The sequence below is a fragment of the Stagnihabitans sp. genome, from assembly GCF_964946895.1.
On sequence record NZ_CBBQHX010000018.1, the window covers coordinates 1 to 26,899 of the forward strand.

Below are 26,899 nucleotides of genomic sequence, written 5' to 3' on the forward strand. Positions count from 1 at the left end.
TTTTGGTGCACCCAGCACGATTCGAACGTGCGACCTTTGCCTTCGGAGGGCAACACTCTATCCAGCTGAGCTATGGGTGCCTGCGCGTGCTATACCCTGCCCCGCGCGACCGTGCAACGCGAAACACGCGGGAAAAGCGATGGCAATGCAAGGCTCTGATCTGTTTGACATCGTGCCACGACGGGTGATCGGGCCAGTGGCGATCTCGACCGTGGTGTTCACCACGGCGATGGTGATGCTCACCGGGCAGGGCCAGGGGCTTTATCATATGCTGATGCTGGGGATCGCGGCGGCGGCGTGGCGCTGGCGCCTGCCTTTGGCGGCGGCGCTGCGACTCCTGCCCCTGCCGGGGCTGCTGCGGATGGTGGTGCTGGGCTATCTGGCGGTCATGGCGGAGGAGGCCTTGGTCGGCACGCTTTACGCCCTGTCCGACGGCGCTGCGGTGGGGGTGCGGGTGGCGCAGTTCATCCGTTTCAATCTGTTCGCCTTCTCCGGCCTGATCTGCAGCCTTGCCTTGGCGCGGGGCCGGTTGGCCATGGCGCGGACCGATCTGTTCCTGATCGCCGGCGGCTGGGGGCTTTATGCCGAAGGCGCCTACCGCTGGGTTCTGGTGCAGCCGGTGATGGGCGGAGTGCTGATCCTGCCAACGATGATGGTCTACAGCCTGATCCTGTGGCCGGCCCAGATCAGTGTCATGCCACCGCCCGAACCTCTGTGGCATTGGCCCCTGCCCCTGCGGCTGGCTTTCGTCTGGGCGCTGGCTTTCGCGCTGTCCCTGCCGCCGATGGCCATTCTGATCCCGTTGCGCATCGCAGGGCCAAACGCGTTTCCGCCCTGCGCCTATATCGCCTGCGACGTGCCCTAGCCGAACAGATCGCGGCAGAGTTCAAGGGCCGAGATCAGCGCATCGACCTCACCTTCCGTATTGTACAGCCCGAAGGAGGCGCGGCAGGTGGCCGAGACCCCCATATGCGCCATCAGGGGCATGGCGCAGTGGGTTCCGGCGCGCACCGCGATGCCACGCTTGTCCAGCACGGTCGAGATGTCATGCGCATGGGCCGCCCCCTCCAGCGTGAACGAGAAGATCGCCCCCTTGCTGGCCGAATTGCCCTGCACCTGCAACCAGTTCAGACCGTTGATCTTGCTTTGCGCACAGTCGCGCAATTGGCGTTCGTGGGCGGCGATGTTGTGCATGCCAAGCCCGGTCATGTAATCCAGCGCCACGCCCAATCCGATCTGCTGCACGATGCCGGGGGTGCCCGCTTCAAACTTCATCGGCGGGTCGTTCCAGGTGATCGCATCGCGGCTGACCTCGCGGATCATGTCGCCGCCCCCCAGGAAGGGGCGCATTTCGGCCTGTCGATCCGCCTTGATGAAGATCGCCCCGGAACCGCTTGGACCGTAAAGCTTATGTCCGGTGATGGCGTAGAAGTCACAGCCCAAGGCCTTGACGTCCACCGGCATATGCACGGCGGCTTGCGAGCCATCGACCAGCACCGGCACGCCCTTCTCTTGCGCACCCTTGCAGATCGCGGCCACATCGACGACGGTGCCAAGCACGTTCGACATGTGGGTCACGGCGACCAGTCTGGTGCGCGGACCTATGGCATCCAGCACCGCTTGCGGGTCAAGATCGCCGTTCTGGTCACAATCCACCCATTTCAGCACCACGCCCTGCCGTTCGCGCAGGAAATGCCAGGGCACGATATTGGCGTGATGTTCCATGATCGACAGCACGATCTCGTCCCCGGCCTGGAACCGAGGGGCAGCCCAGCCGTAAGAGACAAGGTTGATGCCCTCGGTGGCACCGGTGGTGAAGACAACCTCCTCCTCAGCGGCGTTCAGGAAGCGGGCGATCTTGCCACGCACCCCCTCGTAATGTTCCGTCGCAAGGTTGGACAGGTAGTGCAAACCGCGGTGAACATTGGCGTATTCGTGGGAATACGCCCGCGTCATCGCATCAATCACCACCTGCGGCTTTTGCGCCGAAGCCCCGTTGTCCAGATAGACCAAAGGCTTGCCGTTCACCTGACGGCTCAGGATCGGGAAGTCGGCACGGATCGCGTTGATGTCAAACATTGGGCACCGGAATGATGAACATGAGAACGAAGCTGCTGACCAGCAGCAGAAGGATCGAGGTGCCAAGGATGCCGAAGAAGGTCTTGGTCAGCGAGGTATAGCCGTTCAGCGCCGCCGTGAAATGCGTCAGCAGGTAGAAGAACGCGAACAGCGAGGCGGCGCGGACCGGCAGCGAGAACATCGGCAAGGCCAACAGAACCAGAACCTCGGCCATCTGCAGCAGGATCAACACCACCTCCAGCCAGGCCACAAGCGACAGGGCTTGGGCAAAGCTGCCGGTGCCGCCGAAGGCCTTGCCAACCCGCCACATCAGAAACGCACCCACCAGCATCAGGCTGAACTGGCTCGCGGCAACTACAAAGGGCCGGTCGAACAGCTGTTGCATGGCGGGGTCGCCCCCCGGGCCCAGAAAGCCCTGCATCACGGCCGTCAGCAGCGTGGCGACAGCGGCGGTCAAGGCCAGCGCCATCACCGCCTCTGACGAGGTCAGCCGCAAGACCATCACCTGCCGGGCGGCGGCAGCGGGATTGGCCAGCGTGTCGCGGGCCGCCAGAAGCAGGGCTTTCGGAGACAGGTTCATTGACCTTCCACCTCTCTCAACATCACGCTGTAAAGCACCATGAACCCAAAGAAAATCGCCATGCCAATGCCGGTGACGGCAGGCCCGTCCCCCAGGAGCGACCGCACCAACCCCAACAGCAGAACCGCCGGCGCTATGCAGACCAAGGCCCAGAACAGCGCCAGCCGACCGTCATAATAGCTGCCCGTGCCCCCCATCAGCCGCGCCACCAGATGGCCCAAGGCGGCCAGCAGATAGAACAGCGGGATCGTTGCCAAAAGCCCAAGCGCTGATCCGAACAGGCTTGGCAGCAAGACCACCTCGGGGTTCAGCGTCGCCTGACGCGAGACATAGGGCGCGTTGGCGACAAAGGCCAAAAGCAGAAAGACGAACAGGAAGGTGAAGACAAACGGCTCGGACTTGCCCGCGCCGCGCAGGCGGCGGATCACGCGGGCCGGGTGCCGCCAGCTTGCGACGATGTCAGCGGTCAGGGCCATCAGTCTTCATGCCTGTGCAGCCAGCCTTCCAGCCGTTCGCGGATATCCTCGGCAATCGCCGCGTCGTCGATTTCCGCAATCGTGTCGGCCAGGAAGGCCAGGATCAGCAGACTTTGCGCCTGCCGCTTGGGAACGCCACGCGACCGCAGGTAGAACAAGGCGGTTTCATCAATCGCCCCCGAGGTCGAGCCGTGCGAACATTTCACATCGTCGGCGTAGATCTCAAGTTCGGGCTTGGCAAGGAACTGGCTGTCGTCATCCAGCAGCAAGGCTTGGGAAATCTGATAGCCGTCCGTCTTTTGCGCGCCTTGCTTCACAAGGATCTTGCCTTGGAAGACGCCGACCGCGCCGTGCTTCAGCACCTTCTTGAAGACCTGACGGCTTTCACAACCCTCTGCCCCATGCGTGATGAACACGGTGTCATCGTGGTGGAAGGCCCCGTCGCCCATCGCGGCGCCGGCGACATGGGCCTTGGCCGCTTCGCCGGTGAAGTCGATCACCGCCTCGTTGCGGGTCAGGACACCATTGGCGGTCAGGGTGAAGGATTTGAACAGCGACTTTGCCCCCAGCCGCGCAAAGACATGACTGACGGCACGGCGTTCGGGATCGCGGCCTTGGGCGCGGATGTGGTGGAACTGCGCGCCATCGGCAACCTCAACCTCCAGCACCGCGTTGAGGCGGGAGGCGGCAGGGCCGTTTTCAAGCAGGGTCAGTTCAGCGCCCGGGGCAAGCTTCACAAAGTGATGCAGGATCGCGTCAGAAGTGTCTGATGTACGCAGATAAATCACAGAAATAGGCTTGGCGGCCCGGCCCGTCACATGGATCAGCAGTCCATCCCGGGCGTAAACGGAATTGAACGCCGCCAAGGGCCGGGCGACCGGGCTTTGGCCAGCGGCTTCCAGCGTGCCATAAGCGGTCTCGGCCCAATGACCGGCGGGGGCCTGGGCCAGTTGGGTGATTTCGACCCCGGCCAGCGTCAGGTCATCAGAAGCGGCCGTATCAAAGACGCCGTCCACGAAGACCAGCTTCAGGCGATCGACGCCGTGAAACAGCGGCAGTTCATCGGCGTTGTCAAACAGCGCCGCCGGCAGCGGTTGGGCGACGGTCAGCGGTGCCGGATCGGTGTAGCGCCAGTATTCGTCGCGCTTGGTGGGCAGGCCCATCGCAGCCAGCCGGGCCGCAGCCGAGGTCCGCGCCGCCGCCAGACCCTGCGGCACGCTCAGGTCCGCCAACCGCAGCGCCAAAGCGGCGCCCTTGGGGGAAACCGCGCTCATCCCTTGACCTCGGCCAGATTGTGGGCGGCGAGGATGTCGGCATAGCCGTTGTGTTCCACCTCCAACGCCAGTTCCGGGCCGCCGGTCTTGATGATGCGGCCAGCGGCCATGATGTGGACGACATCGGGTTTGATATGGTCCAGCAGGCGCTGGTAGTGGGTGATCACAAGGAACGACCGCCCCTCGGACCGCAGGGCGTTGACCCCTTCGGACACCAGCTTCATGGCATCGACGTCCAGGCCCGAATCCGTCTCGTCCAGGATGCACATCTTGGGTTCCAGGATGGCCATCTGCAGGATTTCATTGCGCTTCTTCTCACCGCCCGAGAAGCCCACGTTGACCGGGCGCTTCAGCATGTCAGCGTCGATCTTCAGGCTTTTGGCCTTTTCGCGCACCAGTTTCAGGAAATCACCAGCCGAAACCTCGGCCTCGCCGCGCGTCTTGCGTTGCGCGTTCAGCGCGGTGCGCAGGAAGGTCATGTTGCCCACGCCGGGGATTTCCACCGGGTATTGGAACGCCAGGAACAGGCCATGCGCGGCGCGCACCTCGGGTTCCATCGCCAGAAGGTCTTCACCTTCCAGCGCGGCGGTGCCCTCGGTCACCTGATAACCGTCCCGGCCCGACAGCACGTAAGACAGCGTCGATTTGCCAGAGCCGTTCGGCCCCATGATGGCATGCACCTCTCCCGCGCCGACGGACAGGGTGACACCCTTGAGGATCTGTTTGTCCTCGTCCTCAAGTTTCACGTGCAGGTTGTTGATTTCAAGCATCTTTTTGTCCTTGGTCTCAGGTCGGGTCGGCAAAGGCTGCGATGATCCAGCCCATCTGCGCCACCGGGAAACTGTGCGGGGTGAAGGTGAAGGCCGCCATCCGGCCGGTCATGACAGGCGGGCCGACCAGAGGTTCAATCCGGTGATAGTCCGCACGGTCCAGATAATCGTCGCACAGCACCCGCACCGGGCGAGTGATGCGCAACAGCGTGGTCAGCAGGCAGGCCAGCCGAAAGCGGCCATCGACCAGCACCACATCGGGATGCTGGAAATCCGAACGGTCCCAGACCGACAGCGCATAGCCAGACCAGCGCCCGGCCTTCTGGGTGTTGGCCGGAAAGCCCCATTTCTTGGTCGGGCCGATGTTGCCATGATGCAGGGTGACGGGCACCGGGGCCGGGTTGTCCTTGAACCAGTCGCGCATCCGCAACAACCAGGCCCGGTCGCTTTCCACGCAGATGACGGCCGCAGACGCCGCTTCTGCCGCCACCAGTGTCGAACCCCCGGCGCCATATTCCAGAATGACGCCCGCGCCCGCATAGGTCGCCCTCAGCAGCTCAGCCTCGGCGTCGGGCATGGTCAGGCGGGGGGCCTCAGCCATGACGGCCCCCTACAGCGGGAAGCTGATCCCCATCCACAACAGCGAATGCGCCTTGGTGGCCCCCAGTATGTGGCTGACCCACAGTTCTGACGTCAGTTTGGCGAAGATGGCTGGATAGAGATGCACGGCGTTGTGGAAGAACAAGACGCCCAAGGCCGCACCTGTCAGCTTCAGCGGCGTGTGCGTGCCCGAACGCAGTCCGATCAGATAGCCCACGATCATCGCGATGCCAAATCCGATGAACAGTTGCGCCAGCATGTCGATATCGGGCTTGTCCGACCAGCCTTTCAGCGCGTGCACATAAAAGCGCAGCAGCATGCCTACCGCATGGCCCAGAATGCCGATCGCCACCGCCAAGATCATCGAGACCGGATAGAAGGCATTGCCCAGAACGCCCAGCATCCCGCTGCGCTTGGCCTTCCAGTCGCGGCGCGGCAGCTGATAGACCTCGTCCTCGCCCACAAAGACGGTCTGGGTCGTGCCCCGTTTCGCAATGCGCTGCAGGCGCATCTGAAACTCGCGCTGTTGCTCCGAATCGGACGTCATGCCCCTCAGGTCCCACCAAGGCCTCTGCGACCCGCAGTGTCGCAGAAATCCGGCGGAATTGAGGATGATATGGCAACAATTTGCGCAAAACTTAACCCACGGAGCCTTCGAGAGAGATGGCGACCAGCGATTGCGCCTCCATCGCGAATTCCATCGGCAGGGCTTGCAGCACCTCGCGGCAGAAGCCGTTGACGACCAGCGCCACCGCTTCTTCTTCGTCCATCCCGCGCGAGCGGCAGTAGAACAGTTGATCCTCATCGACTTTCGAGGTGGTGGCCTCATGCTCGACGCGGGAAGAAGAGTTCTTCACCTCGATATAAGGCACAGTATGTGCACCGCACTTGTCGCCGATCAGCAGGCTGTCGCATTGCGTGTAGTTGCGGCTGTCAGTGGCCTTGGGGTGCATCGAGACCAGCCCGCGATAGGTGTTCTGCGCCCGGCCCGCGCTGATACCCTTGGATACGATGCGGGACTTGGTCCGCTTGCCCAGATGGATCATCTTGGTGCCGGTATCAGCCTGCTGGGCATTGTTGGCGATGGCGATGGAATAGAACTCACCTTGGGAGTCATCCCCGCGCAGGATGCAGGACGGATATTTCCACGTGATGGCGCTTCCGGTTTCCACCTGCGTCCACATCACCTTGGCCCGCGCCTCGCGGCAGTCCGCCCGCTTGGTGACGAAGTTGTAGATGCCGCCCTTGCCGTTCTCATCGCCCGGATACCAGTTTTGCACGGTCGAGTATTTGACCTCTGCATCCTCCAGAATGACCAGTTCGACGACAGCGGCATGGAGTTGGTGCGTGTCGCGCTTGGGTGCCGTGCAGCCTTCCAAGTAGGAGACATAGGCCCCCCGGTCGCAGATGATCAGCGTGCGTTCGAACTGCCCGGTGTTTTCCGCATTGATGCGGAAATAGGTCGACAGTTCCATCGGGCAGCGGGTGCCCGGAGGGATGTAGACGAAGGACCCATCCGAAAAGACCGCCGAATTCAGCGTCGCAAAGAAGTTGTCCGTGGGGGGAACAACCGAGCCCAGATACTTGCGCACCAGCTCCGGATGTTCCTTCACGGCTTCACTGATCGAGCAGAAGATCACCCCCGCCTTGGCCAGTTCCGCCTTGAAGGTCGTGCCCACCGAAACGCTGTCAAACACCGCATCCACCGCCACGCGCCGTTCGCCTTCCGGCGCCTCGACGCCGGCCAGCAAAGCCTGCTCTTTCAAGGGGATGCCCAGCTTCTTGTAGGTGGCCAACAGCTTGGGGTCGACCTCTTCCAGTGACTTGGGCTTGACGGCCATGCTCTTGGGCGTCGCGTAGTAGTACTGGTCCTGATAGTCGATCACCGGATAGTGCAGCATCGCCCAATGCGGCTCTTCCATGCCCAGCCAGCGCCGATAGGCGGCCAGACGCCACTCCAGCAGCCATTCCGGCTCACCGTTCTTCGAGGAAATCAGCCGGACGATCTCTTCCGACAGGCCCTTGGGCGCATAGTCGGTCTCGATCTCGGTCGCCCAGCCGTATTTGTAGGCGCCCATCGAGGCGACGGTTTCGATCGTTTCACGGTCCACGCCATCCCGAACTTCAAGAGCCGGGGCTTCCAGAACCGGAGCTTCCAATTCGATATCGCCCATGATCTTATCCTTCACCTTCAGGGCTTTGCCAGCCGTTCCTCAGAGACGCGACAGGATGCGCCGATATTCCCGGGCCCACACTTCGACAAAGCGCAGAACCTCGTCTTCCGTGTTGTCCGGCCCCAGCGAGATGCGTATCGCCTGCCCCGCCAAACCCTCGTCAAACCCCATCGCCTTCAACGTGCGGCTGGCCTTCACCTTGCCCGAGGAACAGGCCGACCCTGCCGAGACGGCAAAGCCAGCAAGATCCATCGCCATGACCTGCGTTTCCCCTTTCCAATGGGGCGCAATCAGGCACAAGGTGTTCGGCAGCGTTCGCGCGCTATTCCCGACAGAAATAGTATTAAATCCCAGCGAGGACAACGCCTGATTTAGAGTATTTCTAAGTTCACGGACCCGGTCCCAGACCCCATCGGCCAAATCCCGCGCCGCAGCCTCCGCCGCAGCCCCAAATCCCGCCATGCCGATCAGGTTCTCGGTGCCAGCCCGCCGCCCCATCTCCTGCCCGCCGCCTTTCAGCACCGGGTCAAAATCGAGGCCTCGCCGCAACACCAAGGCGCCTATCCCCTTCGGCCCGCCCAGCTTGTGTGCCGACACGAGGCCCATCTGGCAGCCCAGCCAGTTGAACGCCAAGGGCACCTTGCCAAAGGCCTGCGTTAGGTCAGACACTGCCAGCCCCTCCGGCAGGTCCTGCATCACCCCGGTCTCGGAATTGGCCAGTTGCACCGCAGCCCTTGCAGGCTCCGGCACCAGAACCCGCCCCGAACCCTCAACCGCCAAGTCCCCCACACACCAGGCCGCCACCGCATCATGCTCCACCCCCGCACAATGCAGCCCCCGCCCCGCGCAAGCCATCGCCGCCGCCTCAGTCGCACCCGAGGTGAACACGATATCCGCCCCATCGGCCCCCAAAGCCGCCGAAACCTGCGCCCTTGCCCGCTCCATCAAAGCCTTGGCCGCCCGCCCCTCGCCATGCACCGAGGAAGGATTGCCCACCACATCCATCGCCGCAATCATCGCCGCCCGCGCCTGAGCCCGCAGCGGCGTCGTGGCGTTCCAATCGAAGTAGATTCTCTTACCCATTCATCCAGGCCCAAATATCCTCGGGGGGGTCCAGGGGGGCTGAAAGCCCCCCGGCCTTGTCGCACCGGGAGCGCCACCCCCCGGATTTTTCGTCGAAAAATCGGGTTTCAGTCCTCGTCGACGACGGCAAAAAGTGCCGGAACCGCCGGACAGGGCTGCATCTCATTCCGGATCACGTCCGACAGCCGTGTCTGGTGCAGGAAGACATAGACATGCGCCGAAAGCCCCTCCCAGAGGCGATTGGTCAGGCTTTGTGCCTTGGTGCCCGACACCCCGCCGCTCGCCCCTGCCCCGGTGTGCAGCGCGTCGACATTCTCTTCCACCGCCGTCAGGATCTCGCTCACCCGGATTTCCGCCGGCACCTTGGCCAGCTTGTAGCCGCCGCCCGGCCCGCGCACCGCCTCCACCAGCCCGGCCCGGCGCAGCTTGACGAACAACTGTTCCAAATAGGGCAACGAGATGTCCTGTCGCTTGGCAATCTCGGCCAGTGACATCAATTCCTCGCCCTTCACCGGCTTTGCCTCGGCCAAAGCCAGATCGGCCAAAGCCACCATCGCATAACGGCCTTTGGTGGACAGCTTCATATGTTTGCATTCCCATTGACGTGAGCCGCCCCGGCCATTACCTGAAACCCGGACATAAGGCGGCACTGGGCCGTCTTTGGAATGGTTCTAAGTTATCTGACCGATTTTGTCAACAATCGGACAGGGACGCAGGCCCGAAGACTGGACGTTGGACAATGCCCGAAGTGATTTTCGCAGGCCCCGAGGGGCGTCTTGAAGGCCGCTACCACCCGCAAAAGGACCGCGACGCGCCGATCGCCATCGTTTTGCATCCGCACCCGAATTACGGGGGCACGATGAACAACAAGGTGGTCTACAACCTGCACTACGCCTTCTACAATCTGGGCTTCTCGGTGCTTCGCTTCAACTTCAGGGGCGTCGGGCGAAGCCAGGGCGAATATGATCTGGGCATTGGCGAGTTGTCGGATGCGGCCTCGGCCTTGGATTACCTGCAAAGCATGAACCAGAACGCCAAGCATTGCTGGGTGGCAGGCTTCTCGTTCGGCGCCTGGATCGGCATGCAGCTGCTGATGCGCCGGCCCGAGATTACCGGCTTCATCTCGGTCGCCCCGCCGGCCAACCTTTACGACTTCACCTTCCTCGCGCCCTGCCCGGCGTCGGGTCTGATCATCAACGGTTCGGCCGACAAGGTCGCCCCGCCGAAGGACACCGTGACGCTGGTCAACAAGCTGCACGAACAGAAGGGCATCACCATCACCCATGAGGTGATCGAAGGGGCAGATCACTTCTTCAAGGACGATGTCGCCCATATGAAGCCGATGATCCAGTCGGTCTCGACCTATGTCAAACGCCGCTTGGGAGAGGTGAGCCGCTGATGTCCGCCGTCGAGGAATTGGGCGACGCCCTCGCCCGTGACGTGATCGCCGCCGCCGAAGAGATCGGCGATGAGAAGTTCTTCGACAAGGTGGCCAAGGTGGTGGGTGATGCCTCTCCCACCCTGCTGGAGGCCTATACCACCGCCTACCGCGTCCGCATGGCCGATGCCCGCGCCCGCCGCTTTCTGGATGCCACGCTGAAGGCGCGGCGCAGTGGCGACATGACCCCCGTCTCGCCCCGCGGGTGATGGCGTGACCGACCGGCTGGACGCGCAATTCGCCTTCCTGAACGAGGCCGACCGCCTGAAGCAGGTCTTGCGCGCCACCACGCTGGTCGACGGTTCGCGCCGCGAGAATTCGGGCGAACATTCGTGGCATCTGGCGCTTTACGCCATGGTTCTGGCCGATCAGGCCGCACCGGGGGTCAACCTTGACCGCGTGATCCGCATGCTGATCCTGCACGACCTGGTGGAAATCGACGTGGGCGACGTGCCGATCCATTCGGCCAATGGTCAGGCCCATGGCTCCACCGCCACACAAGACGCCGAGGCGGCGGCAGCCAAGCGGATTTTCGGCTTGCTGCCGCCGGATTTGGGCGACAGCTTTCATGCGCTGTGGCAAGAGTTTGAAGCCGCGCAAAGCCCCGACGCGGTCTTTGCCAAATCGCTCGATCGGGTGCAGCCCGTGATGGCCAACCTGATGTCGGGCGGTGGGACCTGGGTGGACTACAACGTCACCTCGGATCAACTGGATCAAAGGGTCGGCTCCAAGATCGCCCGGGGCGCCCCGCGTCTGTGGGATTGGGTGCGCGCCAAGACACGCAGCTATTTCGGCTGAGGCTGCTGCCCGATCTTGCAGACCATGGGGCAAATCGGCATCGCACCGTGGTTTTCTTAGGGATCTGTTTACCTCAATTCCCTAGACAGGGATCGCGCGGATATGCCACCTGCAAGACCATCTGAAGAATGCAATTCGCCCGTCTGGCGGTGGGCGATATTGCTCTTCTCCAGAATTGCCCTGATATCTTCTTAACCTATTGTTACGACCTGACAGGACGCCCATGAAAGTTTCCTTCTTCATCGGTCACCACAAGACCGGTTCCACCTCGCTGCAGAATTACCTCGCCAACAATTATCTGGCGCTTTTGCGGCAAGGCATTCTTTATCCGGCGGTGGAATCAGAAGGCATTTCCCTCAACCTCGCCGCCGCGCTGAGCGGAGAGAACCCCAAGATCGACATCGGCCAATTCAACGTGCGCGAACCGCACAACGCCCTCGCCTTCCGGATGCTGCACGAAGCCACCGATGGCCCCGTGCCGGCCTGGCATCCCAATCTGCCGCATGGTTTTCAGATGCTGCACCTGATCGAGCAGCAGATCATGGCCCTGCAGCCCAAGGATGTGGTGATCTGCTCGGAGGTCATGTCCCGCTTTGCCGACCGGGGCGCCCGCAAGATCATGCCGCGCATGGCGTTCCGCTTTGCCCCCTATGACTGCACCATCATCCTCAACCTGCGGCGGATTGACGACTATCTGTCGTCCTGGCATCTGCAGCGGCTGAAGTTCGGTGCCACGGTCAAGCCGCTGCGCGAAGGCGCTTACGAGCTTTACTATCCCAACGTCCATTTCCGCTATGACCGCATCGTCGAACAGTGGCGCAGCACCTTCCCGGCGGCGCGGATCGTGGCGCGCACCTATGATGACGTATTGAAGGCCGGCGGTTCGGTGGTGGATTTCTTCGCCCAGGCCGGCATCGACCACGTCCCCGCCGCCGAAGAAGACCGCCTGAACACCTCGATCCCCTTCGCCTTGGCCGAGATTGTGCGGCTGGGCAATATCCGCCTGCCCCAGCACCGCAATGCCCTTCAGGCCTATGTGCAAGAGGCCGCCGGCCGCATTGCCCTGCCGCGCAATGCCGATGTCGAACTGTTCGGCAGCGCGCACCGCGCCGCCCTGCTGGCCGCCTTTGAACCGGTCCACGCCGCCTTGTCCGCCCAATTGGGGTTGGACAGTTTCTTCCCCGACCTCGACTGTGCCGCAAAATGCCGCGACATCCCCGAGATGGAGGCCGCGCACGCCGCCCTTGACGCCCTGCGCAAGGACGCCCCCGACCACGCCCGGACGGACGTGCTGCGTGACTTCATCGCCAATTTCGAGTTTGAAAGTTAGGGCGCGTCCCAACCGCGCCGCTGCGGCGTCGGGACGCGGTATACAATCGCATACCGTCTTTCCAAACGGCCCGTTTTGCACTAAAGCCAAGCCAAGCCGAATCCGCATTAGCCAAGGGGCACGCGCATGACCAAGATCAAGGTGGCCAACCCCGTCGTCGAACTCGACGGCGATGAGATGACCCGGATCATCTGGGATTTCATCAAGCAGAAGCTGATCCTTCCCTACCTCGACATTGATCTGAAGTATTACGACCTCGGCATCGAGGAGCGTGATCGCACCAATGACCAGATCACCATCGACTCCGCCGAAGCGATCAAGAAATACGGTGTCGGCGTCAAATGCGCGACGATCACCCCGGACGAGCAGCGGGTTGAAGAATTCGGCCTGAAGCAGATGTGGAAGTCGCCCAACGGCACGATCCGCAACATCCTGGGCGGCGTGATCTTCCGCGAGCCGATCATCTGCAAGAACGTGCCGCGTCTGGTGCCGGGCTGGACCAAGCCGATCGTCATCGGCCGCCATGCCTTTGGCGACCAATACCGCGCGACCGACTTCCACTTTCCGGGGGCCGGCAAGCTGACGATGAAGTTCGTGGGCGACGACGGCACCGTGATCGAAAAGGCGGTCTATTCCGCACCCTCCGCTGGCGTCTACATGGGCATGTACAACCTTGATGACAGCATCATCGACTTTGCACGCTCCTCGATGAACTATGGCCTGTTGAAGGGCTGGCCGGTGTACCTGTCGACCAAGAACACGATCCTGAAAGCCTATGACGGCCGCTTCAAGGACCTGTTCGCCAAGGTCTATGCCGAAGAATTCGAAGACAAGTTCAAGGCCGCGGGCATCCATTACGAACACCGCCTGATCGACGACATGGTGGCTTCAGCGATGAAATGGTCGGGCGGTTATGTCTGGGCCTGCAAGAACTACGACGGCGATGTGCAGTCGGATACCGTGGCGCAGGGCTTCGGCTCACTCGGCCTGATGACCTCGGTCCTGATGACGCCCGATGGCAAGATTGTGGAAGCGGAAGCGGCACACGGCACCGTGACCCGCCACTATCGCCAGCACCAGAAGGGTCAGCAGACCTCGACCAACTCGGTCGCATCCATCTTCGCCTGGACCGGCGGGTTGAAGCACCGCGCCAAGCTGGACGACAACGCGCAACTGATGCGCTTTGCCCAGACGCTGGAGAAGGTCACTGTCGATGCGGTCGAAGACGGCTGGATGACCAAGGACCTGGCCCTGCTGGTCGGTCCGGATCAGAAATGGCTGACCACGATCGGCTATCTGGAAAAGGTCGACGAATATCTGAACAAGGCCCTGGTGGGCTGACATCAGGGGCGCTCCTTCGGGGGCGCCCTTTGAGTTTGAGGGTGCCATGGATCGCTGGACGCTGCTGCAGACCTGTGCAGCGCAAGCCTGGAACCCGGTCTGGGGTGATCCTGACGGGCTTGGCATCCTGTTGACGCTGCTGTACGCCAGCGCCGCCCTGATCACCTGTCATGTCGCAGCACAGCTGTGGCGCCACCCAAGCCCGCGCGCCGGTCGCGGACTGTGGAGCCTTGCCGCCGTCGGTCTGGTTGCGCTGGCCATCAACAAGCAATTGGATTTGCAAACCTTTCTGATCCATGCCGGTCGCTGCATGGCGCGGGCCGACGGCTGGTATGACCAACGCCGCGGCCTGCAACGGCTGGCCAGCTATGCGATCTTCGCGGCCATGGCGCTTGGCATGGTGGCCCTCGTGCGGCTGGCCAACCGGGCCTGGCACGGCAACCGGCTGCTGATCGCGGGCCTTGGCCTGCTGACGATCTACGTCGCCCTGCGCATCCTGTCGTTGCACCACATGGCAGCGGGTCTCGGCTCGCCGCTTTTTGGCCTCGCGCTGGCCAGAATGATCGAGCTAGTCTCGCTTTTGATGATCAACTGCGCCGCTTTCGCCAAAACCCGGGCGGCGTGACGAAGGAGCGCTGCGTGTCGAACAACCCCGGAAACCTGCCCAACCTGATCATCACGCGGTTTTCCTTTCTGGGAAACTCTGGCTGGAAAATCCCTGAGGCGGACCGCGAGGCCATCTTGTTCGACTCCACCCGGCTGGAGATGCGGCTGTGGCTGTTTGAACGCATCACGCTGGCCTCTTTGCTGGCACAAACGGACCAAAGCTTTCACCACTATATCCTGACCAGTGACCGCCTGCCGGATTGGGCGCTGAAGCGGCTGCGCGCCATCCTGAAAGCCGCCTACCCCGAAGACCGCTACACCATTGCCCGCAAACCCATCGGCCCGGCCCGCAAATTCCTGCGCGAGTTCATGGAGCACCGGAAGTACCAAGGCCCGGTGGTGCAGATCGTGCTGGATGACGACGACGGGCTATCCTGCGATTTCATCGCCACGGTGGCGGAAAAGCTGGCCCTGGCCGCAGCAGAGGGCCGGCTGGCCGCCGGGCGCTATCCCTGTTTCCTGTCCTTCAGCCGGGGCTATGGTCTGGTCTTTCCCGAAGCCAGCCGCACCCCGCAGGTGTTCCAGCACCGCTATCCCTATATCAATCTGGGCCTGACCATGGTCGACAGCCCGGATCAGGCCAATATCCTTGCCATCGACCATCTGGCCGCACCCAAGAAAGCCGGCTGCCTGCCGATTGCCGAGGCCCTGATGTTTGTCCGCTCGGTCCACGGCTTCAACGATTCCCGCGTCGCCCAGACCGAGGCGTGGAAACCCGTGGCCGAGGGTCTGGACGATGCCGAGATGTCTGCGCGATTCGGTTACCTGCGTGCGCTTCAGGCAGAGGCCTGACAAGCGGCTGCAGACCTGTCGATTGCACTGGCAAATCGGGCATGTCTCCTGTATCGGCAGGGCAACTTATGACCAACCTGAAAGAGATGCCCACGATGGAGCTTCGCAACATCGCCATTATCGCACACGTCGACCATGGCAAGACCACGCTCGTTGATGAGCTTCTGAAACAGTCTGGCTCTTTCCGCGAGGGACAGCAAGTGTCCGAACGCGCGATGGACAGCAATGACATTGAACGTGAACGCGGCATTACGATTCTGGCCAAGTGTACGTCCGTTGAACACTCTGGCGTGCGGATCAACATCGTCGACACCCCCGGCCACGCCGACTTCGGTGGCGAAGTTGAACGCATCCTGTCGATGGTCGACGGCGTTTGCCTGTTGGTCGATGCTGCCGAAGGCCCGATGCCGCAGACCAAGTTCGTGCTGGCCAAGGCGCTGCGTCTGGGCCTGCGCCCGATCGTCGTGCTGAACAAGGTCGACAAGCCCGACGCCGAACCCGAACGCGCCTTGAACGAGGTGTTCGACCTGTTCGCCAACCTTGGCGCTTCGGACGAACAGCTTGATTTCCCGCATATCTACGCCTCGGGCCGCAATGGCTGGGCGGACGAAAGCCTGGACGGGCCGCGCAAGAACCTTGAAGCGCTGTTCGACATGATCATCCGCCACGTGCCTGCGCCCGCGCAAATCAGCCGTGTGGACGAGCCGTTCCAGATGCTGGCAACCACCCTGTCGGCTGACCCGTTCATCGGCCGCATCCTGACCGGCCGCATCGAAGCCGGTCGCCTGACCGTCGGCACCCAGCTGAAAGCTTTGACCCGCACGGGCGAGCGCATCGAAGCCTTCCGCGTCACCAAGGTTCTGGCCTTCCGTGGCCTGAACATGACGGCGGTGGACGAGGCTTTGGCCGGTGACATCGTTACCGTGGCCGGCATGACCAAGGCCACCGTGGCCGATACGCTGTGCGATCCGTCGATTGACGTGGCGCTGCCCTCCCAGCCGATTGACCCGCCGACCATCACCGTGACCTTCGGCATCAACGACTCGCCCCTTGCCGGCAAAGATGGCAACAAGGTGCAGTCCCGCGTGATCCGCGAACGCCTGATGAAGGAAGCCGAGATCAACGTGGCCATCAAGGTTGCCGACACCCCCGGCGGCGACGCCTTCGAGGTTTCGGGCCGTGGCGAATTGCAGATGGGCGTGCTGATCGAAAACATGCGCCGTGAAGGCTTCGAACTGTCGATCTCGCGTCCGCGCGTGATCTTCCAAGAGATCGACGGCGTGCGCAACGAACCGGTCGAGGAAGTCACAATCGACGTCGATGACGAATACACCGGCCCCGTGATCGAAAAGCTGACCGGTCCCCGCAAGGGCGATCTGGTGGAAATGAAACCGGCGGGCGTCGGCAAGACCCGGATCATCGCGCATGTCCCCTCGCGCGGTCTGATCGGCTATCACGGCCAGTTCATGACCGACACCCGCGGCACCGGCGTGCTGAATCGCGTGTTCCACGGCTGGACCCCGCACAAGGGGGCCATCGAAGGCCGTCGTCAGGGCGTGCTGATCTCGATGGAAACCGGGGTTTCGGTGGCTTACGCGATGTGGAAGCTGGAAGACCGCGGCCACTTCTTCATCGGCGTGCAGGAACAGATCTACGGCGGCATGATCATCGGCGAGCATAACCGCGATAACGATCTGGAAGTGAACGCGCTGCGCGGCAAGCAGTTGACCAACGTCCGGGCGTCCGGCACAGACGAGGCCGTGCGCCTGACCACCCCGGTCAAGCTGTCACTGGAACAGTCGATTGCCTATATCGACGACGATGAACTGGTCGAAGTGACACCGAAGAACATCCGGATGCGCAAGCGCTACCTGGACCCGAACGACCGCAAACGGAACAGCCGCAAAGAGGGTTGACATGACAAAGGCCGCCCGGTTGGGCGGCCTTTCTGTTTGCCTGTTGACGTTTGGGAGGATGGAGGCACCGCCCATCCGACCTATTCAGCTTCTTCGACCACCATCAACTCACGCTCTGCCGCGCCCTTTGCGTAGCTGAGCGCCTCTTGATACGCGGGCGAGTGATAGCACTCCACCGCGCGTTCAAGACTGGGGAACCGGGCCACGACATTGCGCGGCCGGTCCTTGCCCTCCAGCTGCACATAGCGACCGGCGCGGGCGAGGAAGACCCCGTCATGCGCCGCAATCGCCACCGTGGCCCGCTTGGCATATTCGCCGTAAGCCACCGGATCGGTGACTGTGACATGGGCGATCCACAGCGCCTTCGGCATTTACGCCTCCAGCGCGGCTTCCACCGCTTTCAGTGCCGCATCGGCCAACGCGATATCCGCGCCACCGCCTTGCGCCATGTCCGGACGGCCACCGCCGCCCTTGCCGCCCAAGGCTTCAACCGCCGCCTTGGCCAGCGTCACGGCGCTGATCCGCGAAGTGAGGTCCGCCGTGACACCCGCCGCCACGGCGGGCTTCGCCCCGGTGTCGGCAATCAGCACCACCGCGCCAGAGCCAAGCTTGACCTTCAACTCGTCAATCAGCGCCGGAAGATCCTTGCCCGAGACGCCCGAAAGCACCTGAGCAATCAGCTTCACGCCGTTGATTTCCTTGACCTCTGGCCCGCCAGACTTGCCGCCCATCGCCATTTCGCGACGCAGCGTCGCCACTTCGTTCTGCAAGGCGCGGCGTTCGTCGGCCAGTTGCTTGACCCGATCGGCCAGTTCCGCCGGAGAGGCCTTCAGGATCCCCGCCACGTCCATCAGCTTGGCGTCCTGCGCCCGCAGATGGTCCAGCGCCGCTTGCCCCGTCAAGGCCTCGAACCGCCGCACGCCCGCCGAGGAGGCGCTTTCCGACAGCACCACGAAGGCCCCGATGTCACCGGTGCGCGCCACATGGGTGCCGCCGCACAGTTCCAGCGAATAGGTCTTGCCATCCGCCCCCTTGCCAGAGCCATCCAGCGTGCCCATCGACACGACGCGGACCTCTTCGCCATATTTCTCGCCGAACAGGGCCTGCGCGCCAAGACCGCGCGCCGCGTCGGGTGTCATGATCCGGGTTTCAACCGGCGTGTTCTGCCGGATGAACGCGTTCACCTCCGCCTCGACCGTGGCGAGTTCCTGGGCCGACATGCCCTGGCCATGGCTGAAGTCGAAGCGCAGCCGATCCGGCGCGTTCAAGGACCCGCGTTGGGCCACATGGTCACCCAAGGCGCGCCGCAGGGCTTCGTGCAGCAGGTGAGTGGCCGAGTGGTTGGCGCGGATTTGCGAACGCCGCCCGTGACTTACGTCAAGTTTCGCAGGTTGCCCCTTCAGGATCGAGCCCTCAACAACCTTGGCCACATGGATGAACACCCCCGCCGCCTTCTTGGTATCGGTCACCTCCGCCAGACCGGTCTGCGTGCGGATGAAGCCTTGATCGCCGACCTGACCGCCGCTTTCGCCGTAGAACGGCGTCTGGTTGACCACGATCTGCACGGTGCTGCCGACCTCTGCCGCGCCAATTTGCGCGCCGTCGCGGACCAGCGCGTTGATCTGGCCTTCTGCACTTTCGGTGTCGTACCCGAGGAATTCCGACACACCATGCGCTTCGGCCAGTTCGTACCAGATGTTGGCATCCTTGGCATCGCCCGAACCGCTCCACGCGGCGCGGGCCTTCTTGCGCTGCTCGTCCATCGCGGATTCAAAACCCTGGACATCCACCTCGCGGCCTTTTTCGCGCAAGGCATCCTGCGTCAGGTCCAGCGGGAAGCCATAGGTGTCGTACAGCTTGAAGGCCGCAGCGCCGGGAAGCGCGGAATTGTCGGGCAAGCGCGACAGTTCGTCATCCAGCAAGCGCAGACCGCGATCCAGCGTGGTGCGGAACCGGGATTCCTCCAGCCGCAGGGTCTCCTCGATCAGGCTTTGGGCGCGGGTCAGTTCCGGATAGGCACCGCCCATCTGGCGGACCAGCGCGGGGACCAGACGGAACATCACCGGATCCTGTGCGCCCAGCATATGGGCGTGGCGCATGGCGCGGCGCATGATGCGGCGCAGAACATAGCCGCGGCCCTCGTTCGACGGCATCACGCCATCGGCAATCAGGAACGAGGTCGACCGCAGGTGGTCGGCGATCACGCGGTGATGCACCTTGCCCGCCCCATCGGGGTCAGAGTTGGTCGCATGGGCGCTGGCCTCGATCAGGCTGCGCATCAGGTCGGTGTCGTAGTTGTCATGCTTACCCTGCAACAGGGCGCCGATCCGCTCCAACCCCATGCCGGTGTCGATCGACTGCATCTCCAGCGGAACCAGACGTCCATCGGCGAACTGCTCGTTCTGCATGAAGACGTTGTTCCAGATTTCGATGAAACGGTCGCCATCCTGCTCGGCGCTGCCCGGAGGGCCGCCCCAGATATGCTCGCCATGGTCGTAGAAGATTTCCGTGCAAGGCCCGCAAGGCCCCGTCGGACCCATGCGCCAGAAGTTGTCGTCGGACGCGATGCGAATGATCTTGTGATCCGCAATCCCCGCCACCTTCTTCCAGATGCCCGCCGCCTCGTCATCGGTGTGGTAGACCGTGACGCACAGCTTGTCCTTGTTCAGGCCGAAGTCCTTGGTCAGCAACTCCCAGGCGAAGGTGATCGCCTGTTCCTTGAAGTAGTCGCCGAAACTGAAATTCCCCAGCATTTCGAAGAAGGTATGGTGGCGCGCCGTGTAGCCCACATTGTCGAGGTCATTGTGCTTGCCGCCGGCACGCACGCATTTCTGCGCCGTGGTGGCGCGCTTGTAGTCCCGCGTTTCCACCCCGGTGAAGCAGTTCTTGAACTGCACCATGCCAGAGTTGGTGAACATAAGCGTCGGGTCATTGCGCGGCACAAGGGGGGAGCTTTCGACAACCTTGTGGCCGTTGCGGGCGAAGAAGTCGAGGAAGGTCGAGCGGATGTCGTTCAGCGATTGCATGTGGCTCTGCGGTCCTTTGCGAAAGGCACTTGGGGTCGGCCCCCCGTTTAGCCCCAAGGGGCGCGGCTGTCCATTATGAATGCAAAGCGGGCCGCCCCTGAAAGGCGGCCCGCTTTGTTGGTTTTTGACTGTACGGTAAAGGACTTACTCGTCCACCACCGCTTCCCGTTCTGCCGCCGACATCGAGAAGTCGAGGCCTGAGGCCGAGCGGATCTTTTCCTCGATATCGGCCGCGATGGCGGGGTTGGCGCGCAGGAAGACCTTGGCGTTTTCCCGGCCCTGCCCGATGCGTTCATCCTTGTAGGAATACCAGCTGCCCGACTTTTCCACGACGCCACATTTCACGCCCAAGTCGACGATTTCACCGACCTTCGAGATGCCCTCACCGAACATGATGTCGAACTCGACTTCCTTGAACGGCGGCGAGACCTTGTTCTTGACGACCTTCACCCGGGTTGAGTTGCCGATCACGGTGTCACGATCCTTGATCGATCCGGTGCGGCGGATGTCCAGCCGGACCGAAGCATAGAACTTCAGCGCATTGCCGCCGGTGGTGGTTTCGGGGCTGCCGAACATGACGCCGATCTTCATGATGATCTTGTTGATGAAGATCACCATGCAGTTGGAACGCCCGATCGAGGCGGTCAGCTTGCGCATCGCCTGGCTCATCAGGCGCGCTTGAGAGCCCATCTGCATGTCGCCCATGTCGCCTTCGATTTCCGATTTCGGCACCAGGGCCGCGACCGAGTCGACCACGATGGTGGTGACAGCGCCCGAGCGGACCAAGGTATCGACAATCTCCAGCGCCTGTTCGCCGGTGTCGGGCTGGCTGATCAGCAGTTCATCCAGATTGACGCCCAGTTTCTTGGCATATTGCGGGTCGAGCGCGTGTTCGGCATCGACGAAGGCGCAGACGCCGCCGCCCTTTTGCGCCTCGGCCACGACATGCAGGGTCAGCGTGGTCTTGCCGGAGCTTTCCGGCCCGTAAATTTCAATGATGCGGCCCTTGGGCAGGCCGCCGATGCCCAAAGCGATGTCCAGCCCGAGCGAGCCGGTCGAAATCGCCTCGACATCCATCACGGCGTTGTTGGAGCCGAGCTTCATGATCGAGCCCTTGCCGAACTGCCGCTCGATCTGCGCGAGCGCCGATTCCAGCGCCTTCGATTTTTCAGCCGCCTTTTCAGCGTCTTTCTTGTCCATTCCGCGCTTTCCGTCCAGTTCGAAGAGGTTTGCCACAGTCATCGTCTTCCCCTTATTTCACAGCCGCGTCCCTGCGGCAATCGCTGGAGTTGTTCCCGCTTTGTTTCCGCTTTATGCGATCAAAACAAGAACATTTCAATCGAATTCGTCTGACCTCATCTTGGCGCGGAATGATTAATGAAAGGTTGAGGCGGATCGGGAATGCGGCGGGACAGCCAGATTTCCTTGCAAAATGGCCAAGGGGGGGCGCGGATAAATCCGACGCCCCCCTTGGCCCGACCCGCTTACTGCAGCTGGCCCTGCACCATCGCCGTCAGATCGCCCAGCGAGAAGGGTTTGGGCAGGAACACCGAATTGGGGATCCGCGCCTGGGTTTCCGACAGCGAATCCTCGGCATAGCCAGAGACGAAGATCACCTTGACGTTGGGCCGATCCTCCAGGGCCAGCTTGACCCAGGACGGGCCGTCCATGCCGGGCATCACCACATCGGTCACGAAGATATCGACCGACAGCGAGGGGTCCTCCAGCGCCTTGAGCGCCTCTTCGGCGTTTTCAGCCTCCAGCACCGTGTAGCCGCGCATCCGCAGGGCGCGGCTGGCGAAGGCGCGCACCGGAGCCTCGTCCTCGACCAACAGAACCACGCCTTCGCCCTGTTTGAGGACCACTTTCTTCACCACCTCTTCGGCAATCTCGGCGGGGCCGATGTGGATCGGGAAGTAGAGCTGAAACACCGTGCCCTGGCCAAAGGTCGAATCCACAAAGATGAAGCCGCCCGATTGCTTGACGATGCCGTAGGCGGTGGACAGGCCAAGGCCGGTGCCCTCACCCACCTTCTTGGTGGTGAAGAACGGCTCGAAAATCTTCTGCAACCGGTCTGTCGGGATGCCGACGCCCGTGTCCGAGACCCGGATCACGGCATAATCGCCGGCGGGTACCGTGGCGCGGTCGCGGGTCATCGGTTCGGGCAAGGTCAGGGCTTCGGTCTCGATCCTGATGGTGCCGCCGCTGGGCATGGCGTCGCGGGCGTTGACCACCAGGTTCATCAGTACCTGTTCCAGCTGTCGCTTGTCGGCGCGGATCGGGCCAAGGCCTTGCGCGTGGTTCAGCTGCATCCGGACCTTTTCGCCGACCAGCCGGTTCAAAAGATGGGCCAGATCAGACAGCACATCCTCAAGGTCAAGCCGTTCCGGCTTCAACGTCTGCTTGCGCGAGAAGGCCAGAAGTTGGCTGACCAGCGCCGCGGCCCGGTTGGCGTTCTGGTGGATCTGCACAAGATCGGCATAGTCCGGGTCCTCGCGCTCATGACGCAGCAGCAGAAGATCACAGTGGCCGGCAATGGCCGTCAGCAGGTTGTTGAAATCGTGCGCCACGCCGCCCGCCAGCTGGCCGATCGCCTGCATCTTCTGGCTTTGGACAAACTGCGCTTCCAGCGTCTTCAGCGCGGTGGCATCCTGCAGAACGGCCAGAACCCCGGGCCTGCCCTGTTCGACGATGCGGCGCAGGGTGACTTGCAGAAACACCTCGCCCTCCACCAGCCTGGCGCGCAACATTTCGGCACGCGAGGGGCTGCGTTCGCTGACGATATCGTCCAACCAATCCGAGACCGGACGACCGAGGCCTTCGAACAGGTCGTGGAACATCGGCCCCACCTCTGTGCCCAGATGCAGGATCGTGCGGGCGGCGGCATTGGCGATGACCAACTGGCCCTCTGGGGTGAATTTGGCCAAGGGGACCGGAACATTCTCGAAATCGGCCATGGCCGAGGGCACCGGGGCGCCCTGGGGCACCGGCAGCAAGTAGATCTCGCGCCGTTCGCCGGGGCCTTCCACCTCGGCCAGGATGGCGCGCACCGGGCCGTCGACGCCCGACACCTCGACCTCTTCGCCGGAATGGAGGAGCGGGTTGGCAAAGACACGGTCCAGCCGCTTGGGACGCCCGCCCAGCAGCCGCCGCATCGCCTCGTTGGTGTAAAGCACGACACCGGCCTTGTTGGCGGTCAGCATCGGCAGGGAGAGGGCATCGGCACCGCGCGCATTGCTGCCCCGGTCCTGAAACTCTTCAAGCCGCCACAGAAAATTCTCGTCGCTGATCTTGTGAACCGACAGGCGGGTGTGTCCGCGTCGGGTCACCACATCTTCGCGCCCTGCCCCGGCATGGCCAGCCCGGTTCTGCAGCCGGTACAGCACCGAGGAGGGTGAGGCGAAATGCTGCGCCAGGGCCGAGACCAGTGTGGCCCCGGTCTGCGCCTGAAAGCGGGTTTCGGCGCTGGTGTTCTGATACTGGATCTGACCCAGACGGTCGGTCATGAAGCAGGGCGTGGCGTCCTGGCCCACCAGTGTCGTCAGGTGAAGACGGCGCTGCGCCTCTGCCCGGCGGCCGATGCGTTGGCGCAGTCTCAGGCCGAAGATCATGAACACAAAGGTCAGCGCCGCAATCGTGGCCCCGGCGCGCGCCAAGGCCTGCGGGGCCAGCACCGCGGCCACAGCCGAGGCCACCGCCGCGGCCAACAACAACAGCACCGACGACAGCTTTTGCCGCCGGTCGAACACGCTGTTTACGCCAGCCCTGGAAACGCTCACCACAACCCTCCGGATTCGTCGTCCGCTCCATAGCGACGCAGAAGTGTTAAGCTCACCTTAACCCGCGCCGGATCGTGGCCGAGATTCTGCCTAAAAACAACTTTCAGTTGCGGATGCGCGATTAACCGCGCGTCAGGGTGGCCAGAAAGAAGCCGTCGCCCCCGTTCAGCGGCGAGAATCGGCGCTGCGTCTTCAGGGTCCAGCCGGGGTGGCGGGTCTGGAAGGCGGCGATCTGCGCCTCGTTCTCGTCCATGAGCAGCGAGCAGGTGGCATAGGCCAGTGTGCCGCCGTGGCGGACCATGGTCACCACGTCGTCCAGAATTTGTGCCTGAATCTGGGTCAGTTCAGTCAGCCGCGCCGGGGTCAGCGCCCATTTCCCCGCCGGATCCCGCCGCCAAGAGCCCGAGCCCGAGCAAGGCACATCCGTAAGGATCACGTCGTAAGGCTTTGTTTCCTCAGGCGTTTGGGTAATCATGATCCGCAGGCCAGCGCGGGTCGCACGGTCGGGCAGATCCGCCATGCGGGCGGGATAGGCGTCATGCGCCCAGACCTTGGCGCCGCGTGCCGCCAAGGCGAGCGTCTTGCCACCCCCGCCGGCGCAATAGTCCAGCACCTTGGCGTTGGGGGTCAGATACAGGCTGGCGACCACCGCTTGGGAAGAGGCGTCCTGCAGTTCCACCAACCCGGTCAGATAAGCCTGCGATGTCTGGATTTTACGCGCGTTTTCCGTGACTTCCAGCGCGGTGTTCACCCAAGGTACCGGAACCGTGGTAATGGTTTCGGCCAAAAGCGCCGCCTGTGCCGCCTCGCGCTTGGCCTTGGCGGTGTTGACGCGCAGATAGACCGGCGCGCGGGCTTGCAGCGCCTGCATGACCGGGGCGAAATCAGCCCCCAGGGACGCCTCCAGCCTCGGCCCCAGCCACGCCGGGCAATCGAGCGCCGCATAGCCTTGCGGGGGGCTGCCGGGTTCATTGTGGACCGGCGGCGGAGCGTGGCCCTGACCTGAGAAGATCGCCGCAACCTCTTGATCTGATGCACGAATGGCGCCCAGCATCAGACCCCGGCCCGTCAGGCCTCCGCCAAGCGCGCCAAAGGACGCGCGGCACCGCAGCGCCGCAAAGACATGGTCGCGGATCGCACCGCGGTCGCCCGATCCGGCGTAGCGGTTGGCGCGGCCCCAGTTGGTCAGGGCGACTTCGGCATTGCTGCCGGACAGGATCAGGTCAAGGACCTCGATGGCGGCGGCCACGCGGGCGGCAGGGGTCATGGATGAGGTCCTTGAGTGAAATACACGGCGCCAGCCTTCGCCATTTCGGTCAGCCGACGCGGTAGTTCGGGCTTTCGCGCGTGATCTGCACGTCGTGGACGTGGCTTTCCTTCAGACCCGCGCCGGTGATCTTGACGAACTGGCAGTTCTTCTGCATCGCCGCAATCGTGCCGTTGCCGGTATAGCCCATGGCGGCGCGCAAACCGCCCACCATCTGGTGGATCACGGCGGCGGCAGAGCCCTTGTAGGGCACCTGCCCCTCGATGCCTTCGGGAACCAGCTTGTCAGAGGCTGCGTCCTTCTGGAAATAGCGGTCGGCAGACCCGCGTGCCATCGCGCCAAGCGAGCCCATGCCGCGATAGGCCTTGAAGCTGCGACCCTGCCACAGGATCACCTCGCCGGGGCTTTCATCGGTGCCGGCAATGGCAGACCCCACCATGGCGCAAGAGGCACCCGCCGCAATCGCCTTGGCGAAATCGCCGGAGTACTTGATGCCGCCATCCGCAATCACGGGAATGTCGCCAGCAGCCCCGGCGGAATCCATGATGGCGGTCAGTTGCGGAACACCCACACCCGCCACGATCCGCGTGGTGCAGATCGAGCCGGGACCGATGCCGACCTTGACCGCATCGGCACCGGCGCCGATCAGGGCGCGGGTCGCCTCGGCCGTGGCGACGTTGCCAGCCACCACTTGCACGGTGTTGGACAGGCGCTTGATCCGCTCAACCGCGCGGGCCACGCCTTCGGAGTGGCCATGCGCGGTGTCGATCACCACCATATCCACGCCCGCCTCGATCAGGGCCTGGCTGCGTTCAAACCCGGCATCGCCCACGGTAGAGGCGGCAGCGACGCGCAGACGGCCCATGGCGTCTTTGCAGGCATGGGGGTTCAGGACCGATTGCTCGGTATCTTTCAGCGTCAGAAGCCCGGTCAGATGGCCTGCGCCGTCGGTCACCAGCAGCTTTTCGATCCGGCGTTGCTTCATCAGGCCGATGGCTGCGGCGCGGTCGATCGGCTCGCGCAGCATGGCAAGGTTGTCGCGGGTCATCATGACCGAGACCGGTGTCTTGTCATCGGTGGCAAAGCGCATGTCACGGTTGGTGACGATGCCCACCACGCGGTTGTCGCCATCCACCACCGGAAAGCCGGTGATGTTGTAGCGGTCCATCAGGGCCTTGGCATCGGCCAGCGTCTGATCGGCCCGCAGGGTGATCGGCGCATAGACCACGCCGGATTCAAACCGCTTGACCCGGCTGACTTCGCGCGCCTGCGCCACAAGGTCCAGATTGCGGTGGATCACCCCGATCCCGCCCGACTGCGCCATGGCGATGGCCATGCGCGCCTCGGTCACCGTGTCCATCGCCGAGGACAACAGCGGGATGTTCATGCGGATGGATTTGGTGACAAATGTCGACGTATCCGCATCAGACGGCAGGACAGAGCTTGCCGCCGGAACCAGTAGCACGTCATCGAAGGTCAATGCCTCGCGAATCTCCATAAGAGCCTCCAT

At 63.0% G+C, this 26,899-nt stretch carries 25 protein-coding genes and 1 tRNA gene; 9 read left to right on the plus strand and 17 right to left on the minus strand.

Going from position 1 to position 26,899, the window contains the following annotated elements:
- Positions 1–3 precede the first annotated feature (3 nt).
- Positions 4–80: transfer RNA gene (locus AC1Y2B_RS12930), tRNA-Arg, on the minus strand.
- 59 nt (positions 81–139) lie between these two features.
- On the opposite strand from AC1Y2B_RS12930, the gene AC1Y2B_RS12935 reads away from it, so the two are divergent.
- Positions 140–865: a hypothetical protein gene (locus AC1Y2B_RS12935; protein ID WP_482253511.1), complete on the plus strand. Its 726-nt coding sequence runs from the start codon at positions 140–142 to the stop codon at positions 863–865.
- On the opposite strand, the gene AC1Y2B_RS12940 is transcribed toward AC1Y2B_RS12935, so the two are convergent.
- The 10 genes from AC1Y2B_RS12940 to iscR all read right to left on the minus strand — a co-directional run bounded on the left by AC1Y2B_RS12940 (position 862) and on the right by iscR (position 9,620).
- Complete coding sequence (locus tag AC1Y2B_RS12940; RefSeq protein WP_482253512.1) at positions 862–2,079, minus strand: cysteine desulfurase; 1,218 nt, start codon at positions 2,077–2,079, stop codon at positions 862–864. The genes AC1Y2B_RS12935 and AC1Y2B_RS12940 overlap by 4 nt on opposite strands.
- Entirely contained in the window at positions 2,072–2,659 is a 588-nt protein-coding gene (locus AC1Y2B_RS12945; protein ID WP_482253513.1) for a YIP1 family protein, read from the minus strand. The genes AC1Y2B_RS12940 and AC1Y2B_RS12945 overlap by 8 nt, the downstream gene beginning before the upstream one ends.
- Positions 2,656–3,135 (minus strand): YIP1 family protein, encoded by a 480-nt coding sequence (locus tag AC1Y2B_RS12950; protein WP_482253514.1) that lies wholly within the window; start codon positions 3,133–3,135, stop codon positions 2,656–2,658. The genes AC1Y2B_RS12945 and AC1Y2B_RS12950 overlap by 4 nt, the downstream gene beginning before the upstream one ends.
- On the minus strand, positions 3,135–4,409 hold the full coding sequence (gene sufD, locus AC1Y2B_RS12955; RefSeq protein ID WP_482253515.1) for a Fe-S cluster assembly protein SufD: 1,275 nt from the start codon (positions 4,407–4,409) through the stop codon (positions 3,135–3,137). The genes AC1Y2B_RS12950 and sufD overlap by 1 nt, the downstream gene beginning before the upstream one ends.
- Positions 4,406–5,179, minus strand: coding sequence for a Fe-S cluster assembly ATPase SufC (gene sufC / locus AC1Y2B_RS12960; RefSeq protein ID WP_482253516.1), 774 nt, complete (start codon positions 5,177–5,179; stop codon positions 4,406–4,408). The genes sufD and sufC overlap by 4 nt, the downstream gene beginning before the upstream one ends.
- A gap of 16 nt (positions 5,180–5,195) precedes the next feature.
- On the minus strand, positions 5,196–5,780 hold the full coding sequence (locus tag AC1Y2B_RS12965; RefSeq protein WP_482253517.1) for a hypothetical protein: 585 nt from the start codon (positions 5,778–5,780) through the stop codon (positions 5,196–5,198).
- Positions 5,781–5,789: 9 nt separating this feature from the next.
- Complete coding sequence (locus AC1Y2B_RS12970) at positions 5,790–6,326, minus strand: hypothetical protein (protein WP_482253518.1); 537 nt, start codon at positions 6,324–6,326, stop codon at positions 5,790–5,792.
- A gap of 91 nt (positions 6,327–6,417) precedes the next feature.
- Positions 6,418–7,953, minus strand: coding sequence for a Fe-S cluster assembly protein SufB (gene sufB, locus AC1Y2B_RS12975; protein ID WP_482253519.1), 1,536 nt, complete (start codon positions 7,951–7,953; stop codon positions 6,418–6,420).
- Between the two features lie 39 nt (positions 7,954–7,992).
- Positions 7,993–9,036, minus strand: a complete 1,044-nt coding sequence (locus AC1Y2B_RS12980; RefSeq protein ID WP_482253520.1) for a cysteine desulfurase family protein — start codon at positions 9,034–9,036, stop codon at positions 7,993–7,995.
- A gap of 107 nt (positions 9,037–9,143) precedes the next feature.
- Complete coding sequence (gene iscR / locus AC1Y2B_RS12985; RefSeq protein WP_482253521.1) at positions 9,144–9,620, minus strand: Fe-S cluster assembly transcriptional regulator IscR; 477 nt, start codon at positions 9,618–9,620, stop codon at positions 9,144–9,146.
- Between the two features lie 155 nt (positions 9,621–9,775).
- On the opposite strand from iscR, the gene AC1Y2B_RS12990 reads away from it, so the two are divergent.
- The 8 genes from AC1Y2B_RS12990 (at position 9,776) to typA (ending at position 17,317) form a co-directional block, all read left to right on the plus strand.
- On the plus strand, positions 9,776–10,435 hold the full coding sequence (locus AC1Y2B_RS12990; RefSeq protein WP_482253522.1) for an alpha/beta hydrolase: 660 nt from the start codon (positions 9,776–9,778) through the stop codon (positions 10,433–10,435).
- Positions 10,435–10,683, plus strand: a complete 249-nt coding sequence (locus AC1Y2B_RS12995; RefSeq protein ID WP_482253523.1) for a hypothetical protein — start codon at positions 10,435–10,437, stop codon at positions 10,681–10,683. Before AC1Y2B_RS12990 ends, AC1Y2B_RS12995 begins: the two co-directional genes overlap by 1 nt.
- Positions 10,684–10,687: 4 nt before the next feature.
- The gene (locus AC1Y2B_RS13000) at positions 10,688–11,272 is read left to right on the plus strand and encodes an HD domain-containing protein (protein WP_482253524.1); all 585 of its coding nucleotides are present in this window, start codon (positions 10,688–10,690) and stop codon (positions 11,270–11,272) included.
- 223 nt (positions 11,273–11,495) lie between these two features.
- The gene (locus tag AC1Y2B_RS13005; RefSeq protein ID WP_482253525.1) at positions 11,496–12,602 is read left to right on the plus strand and encodes a hypothetical protein; all 1,107 of its coding nucleotides are present in this window, start codon (positions 11,496–11,498) and stop codon (positions 12,600–12,602) included.
- Between the two features lie 126 nt (positions 12,603–12,728).
- On the plus strand, positions 12,729–13,943 hold the full coding sequence (locus AC1Y2B_RS13010; RefSeq protein WP_482253526.1) for an NADP-dependent isocitrate dehydrogenase: 1,215 nt from the start codon (positions 12,729–12,731) through the stop codon (positions 13,941–13,943).
- A gap of 46 nt (positions 13,944–13,989) precedes the next feature.
- Positions 13,990–14,568 (plus strand): hypothetical protein, encoded by a 579-nt coding sequence (locus AC1Y2B_RS13015; protein WP_482253527.1) that lies wholly within the window; start codon positions 13,990–13,992, stop codon positions 14,566–14,568.
- A gap of 14 nt (positions 14,569–14,582) precedes the next feature.
- A complete protein-coding gene (locus AC1Y2B_RS13020) occupies positions 14,583–15,401 on the plus strand; it encodes a glycosyltransferase (protein WP_482253528.1) in 819 nt (272 codons plus the stop codon).
- A 95-nt stretch (positions 15,402–15,496) separates the two neighbouring features.
- Entirely contained in the window at positions 15,497–17,317 is a 1,821-nt protein-coding gene (gene typA / locus AC1Y2B_RS13025) for a translational GTPase TypA (protein ID WP_482253584.1), read from the plus strand.
- 80 nt (positions 17,318–17,397) lie between these two features.
- Here the strand turns inward: typA and AC1Y2B_RS13030 are convergent, their stop codons facing one another.
- From AC1Y2B_RS13030 to guaB, 6 genes are all read right to left on the minus strand, one after another.
- The gene (locus AC1Y2B_RS13030) at positions 17,398–17,688 is read right to left on the minus strand and encodes a DUF1330 domain-containing protein (protein WP_482253529.1); all 291 of its coding nucleotides are present in this window, start codon (positions 17,686–17,688) and stop codon (positions 17,398–17,400) included.
- Positions 17,689–20,343: an alanine--tRNA ligase gene (gene alaS / locus AC1Y2B_RS13035; RefSeq protein WP_482253530.1), complete on the minus strand. Its 2,655-nt coding sequence runs from the start codon at positions 20,341–20,343 to the stop codon at positions 17,689–17,691.
- A 144-nt stretch (positions 20,344–20,487) separates the two neighbouring features.
- Positions 20,488–21,585: a recombinase RecA gene (gene recA, locus AC1Y2B_RS13040; RefSeq protein WP_482253531.1), complete on the minus strand. Its 1,098-nt coding sequence runs from the start codon at positions 21,583–21,585 to the stop codon at positions 20,488–20,490.
- A gap of 242 nt (positions 21,586–21,827) precedes the next feature.
- On the minus strand, positions 21,828–24,122 hold the full coding sequence (locus AC1Y2B_RS13045) for a hybrid sensor histidine kinase/response regulator (RefSeq protein WP_482253532.1): 2,295 nt from the start codon (positions 24,120–24,122) through the stop codon (positions 21,828–21,830).
- Positions 24,123–24,243: 121 nt separating this feature from the next.
- A complete protein-coding gene (locus AC1Y2B_RS13050; RefSeq protein ID WP_482253533.1) occupies positions 24,244–25,389 on the minus strand; it encodes an RsmB/NOP family class I SAM-dependent RNA methyltransferase in 1,146 nt (381 codons plus the stop codon).
- 49 nt (positions 25,390–25,438) lie between these two features.
- Entirely contained in the window at positions 25,439–26,887 is a 1,449-nt protein-coding gene (gene guaB / locus AC1Y2B_RS13055; RefSeq protein WP_482253534.1) for an IMP dehydrogenase, read from the minus strand.
- Positions 26,888–26,899: the final 12 nt, after the last annotated feature.

Excerpts from the sequence above, each read along its gene's own strand:
- AC1Y2B_RS12935 (WP_482253511.1), top strand. The coding sequence starts at position 140 with ATGGCAATGCAAGGCTCTGATCTGTTTGACATCGTGCCACGACGGGTG.
- AC1Y2B_RS12940 (WP_482253512.1), bottom strand. The coding sequence starts at position 2,079 with ATGTTTGACATCAACGCGATCCGTGCCGACTTCCCGATCCTGAGCCGT.
- AC1Y2B_RS12945 (WP_482253513.1), bottom strand. The coding sequence starts at position 2,659 with ATGAACCTGTCTCCGAAAGCCCTGCTTCTGGCGGCCCGCGACACGCTG.
- AC1Y2B_RS12950 (WP_482253514.1), bottom strand. The coding sequence starts at position 3,135 with ATGGCCCTGACCGCTGACATCGTCGCAAGCTGGCGGCACCCGGCCCGC.
- sufD (WP_482253515.1), bottom strand. The coding sequence starts at position 4,409 with ATGAGCGCGGTTTCCCCCAAGGGCGCCGCTTTGGCGCTGCGGTTGGCG.
- sufC (WP_482253516.1), bottom strand. The coding sequence starts at position 5,179 with ATGCTTGAAATCAACAACCTGCACGTGAAACTTGAGGACGAGGACAAA.
- AC1Y2B_RS12965 (WP_482253517.1), bottom strand. The coding sequence starts at position 5,780 with ATGGCTGAGGCCCCCCGCCTGACCATGCCCGACGCCGAGGCTGAGCTG.
- AC1Y2B_RS12970 (WP_482253518.1), bottom strand. The coding sequence starts at position 6,326 with ATGACGTCCGATTCGGAGCAACAGCGCGAGTTTCAGATGCGCCTGCAG.
- sufB (WP_482253519.1), bottom strand. The coding sequence starts at position 7,953 with ATGGGCGATATCGAATTGGAAGCTCCGGTTCTGGAAGCCCCGGCTCTT.
- AC1Y2B_RS12980 (WP_482253520.1), bottom strand. The coding sequence starts at position 9,036 with ATGGGTAAGAGAATCTACTTCGATTGGAACGCCACGACGCCGCTGCGG.
- iscR (WP_482253521.1), bottom strand. The coding sequence starts at position 9,620 with ATGAAGCTGTCCACCAAAGGCCGTTATGCGATGGTGGCTTTGGCCGAT.
- AC1Y2B_RS12990 (WP_482253522.1), top strand. The coding sequence starts at position 9,776 with ATGCCCGAAGTGATTTTCGCAGGCCCCGAGGGGCGTCTTGAAGGCCGC.
- AC1Y2B_RS12995 (WP_482253523.1), top strand. The coding sequence starts at position 10,435 with ATGTCCGCCGTCGAGGAATTGGGCGACGCCCTCGCCCGTGACGTGATC.
- AC1Y2B_RS13005 (WP_482253525.1), top strand. The coding sequence starts at position 11,496 with ATGAAAGTTTCCTTCTTCATCGGTCACCACAAGACCGGTTCCACCTCG.
- AC1Y2B_RS13010 (WP_482253526.1), top strand. The coding sequence starts at position 12,729 with ATGACCAAGATCAAGGTGGCCAACCCCGTCGTCGAACTCGACGGCGAT.
- AC1Y2B_RS13015 (WP_482253527.1), top strand. The coding sequence starts at position 13,990 with ATGGATCGCTGGACGCTGCTGCAGACCTGTGCAGCGCAAGCCTGGAAC.
- typA (WP_482253584.1), top strand. The coding sequence starts at position 15,497 with ATGGAGCTTCGCAACATCGCCATTATCGCACACGTCGACCATGGCAAG.
- AC1Y2B_RS13030 (WP_482253529.1), bottom strand. The coding sequence starts at position 17,688 with ATGCCGAAGGCGCTGTGGATCGCCCATGTCACAGTCACCGATCCGGTG.
- alaS (WP_482253530.1), bottom strand. The coding sequence starts at position 20,343 with ATGCAATCGCTGAACGACATCCGCTCGACCTTCCTCGACTTCTTCGCC.
- recA (WP_482253531.1), bottom strand. The coding sequence starts at position 21,585 with ATGACTGTGGCAAACCTCTTCGAACTGGACGGAAAGCGCGGAATGGAC.
- AC1Y2B_RS13050 (WP_482253533.1), bottom strand. The coding sequence starts at position 25,389 with ATGACCCCTGCCGCCCGCGTGGCCGCCGCCATCGAGGTCCTTGACCTG.
- guaB (WP_482253534.1), bottom strand. The coding sequence starts at position 26,887 with ATGGAGATTCGCGAGGCATTGACCTTCGATGACGTGCTACTGGTTCCG.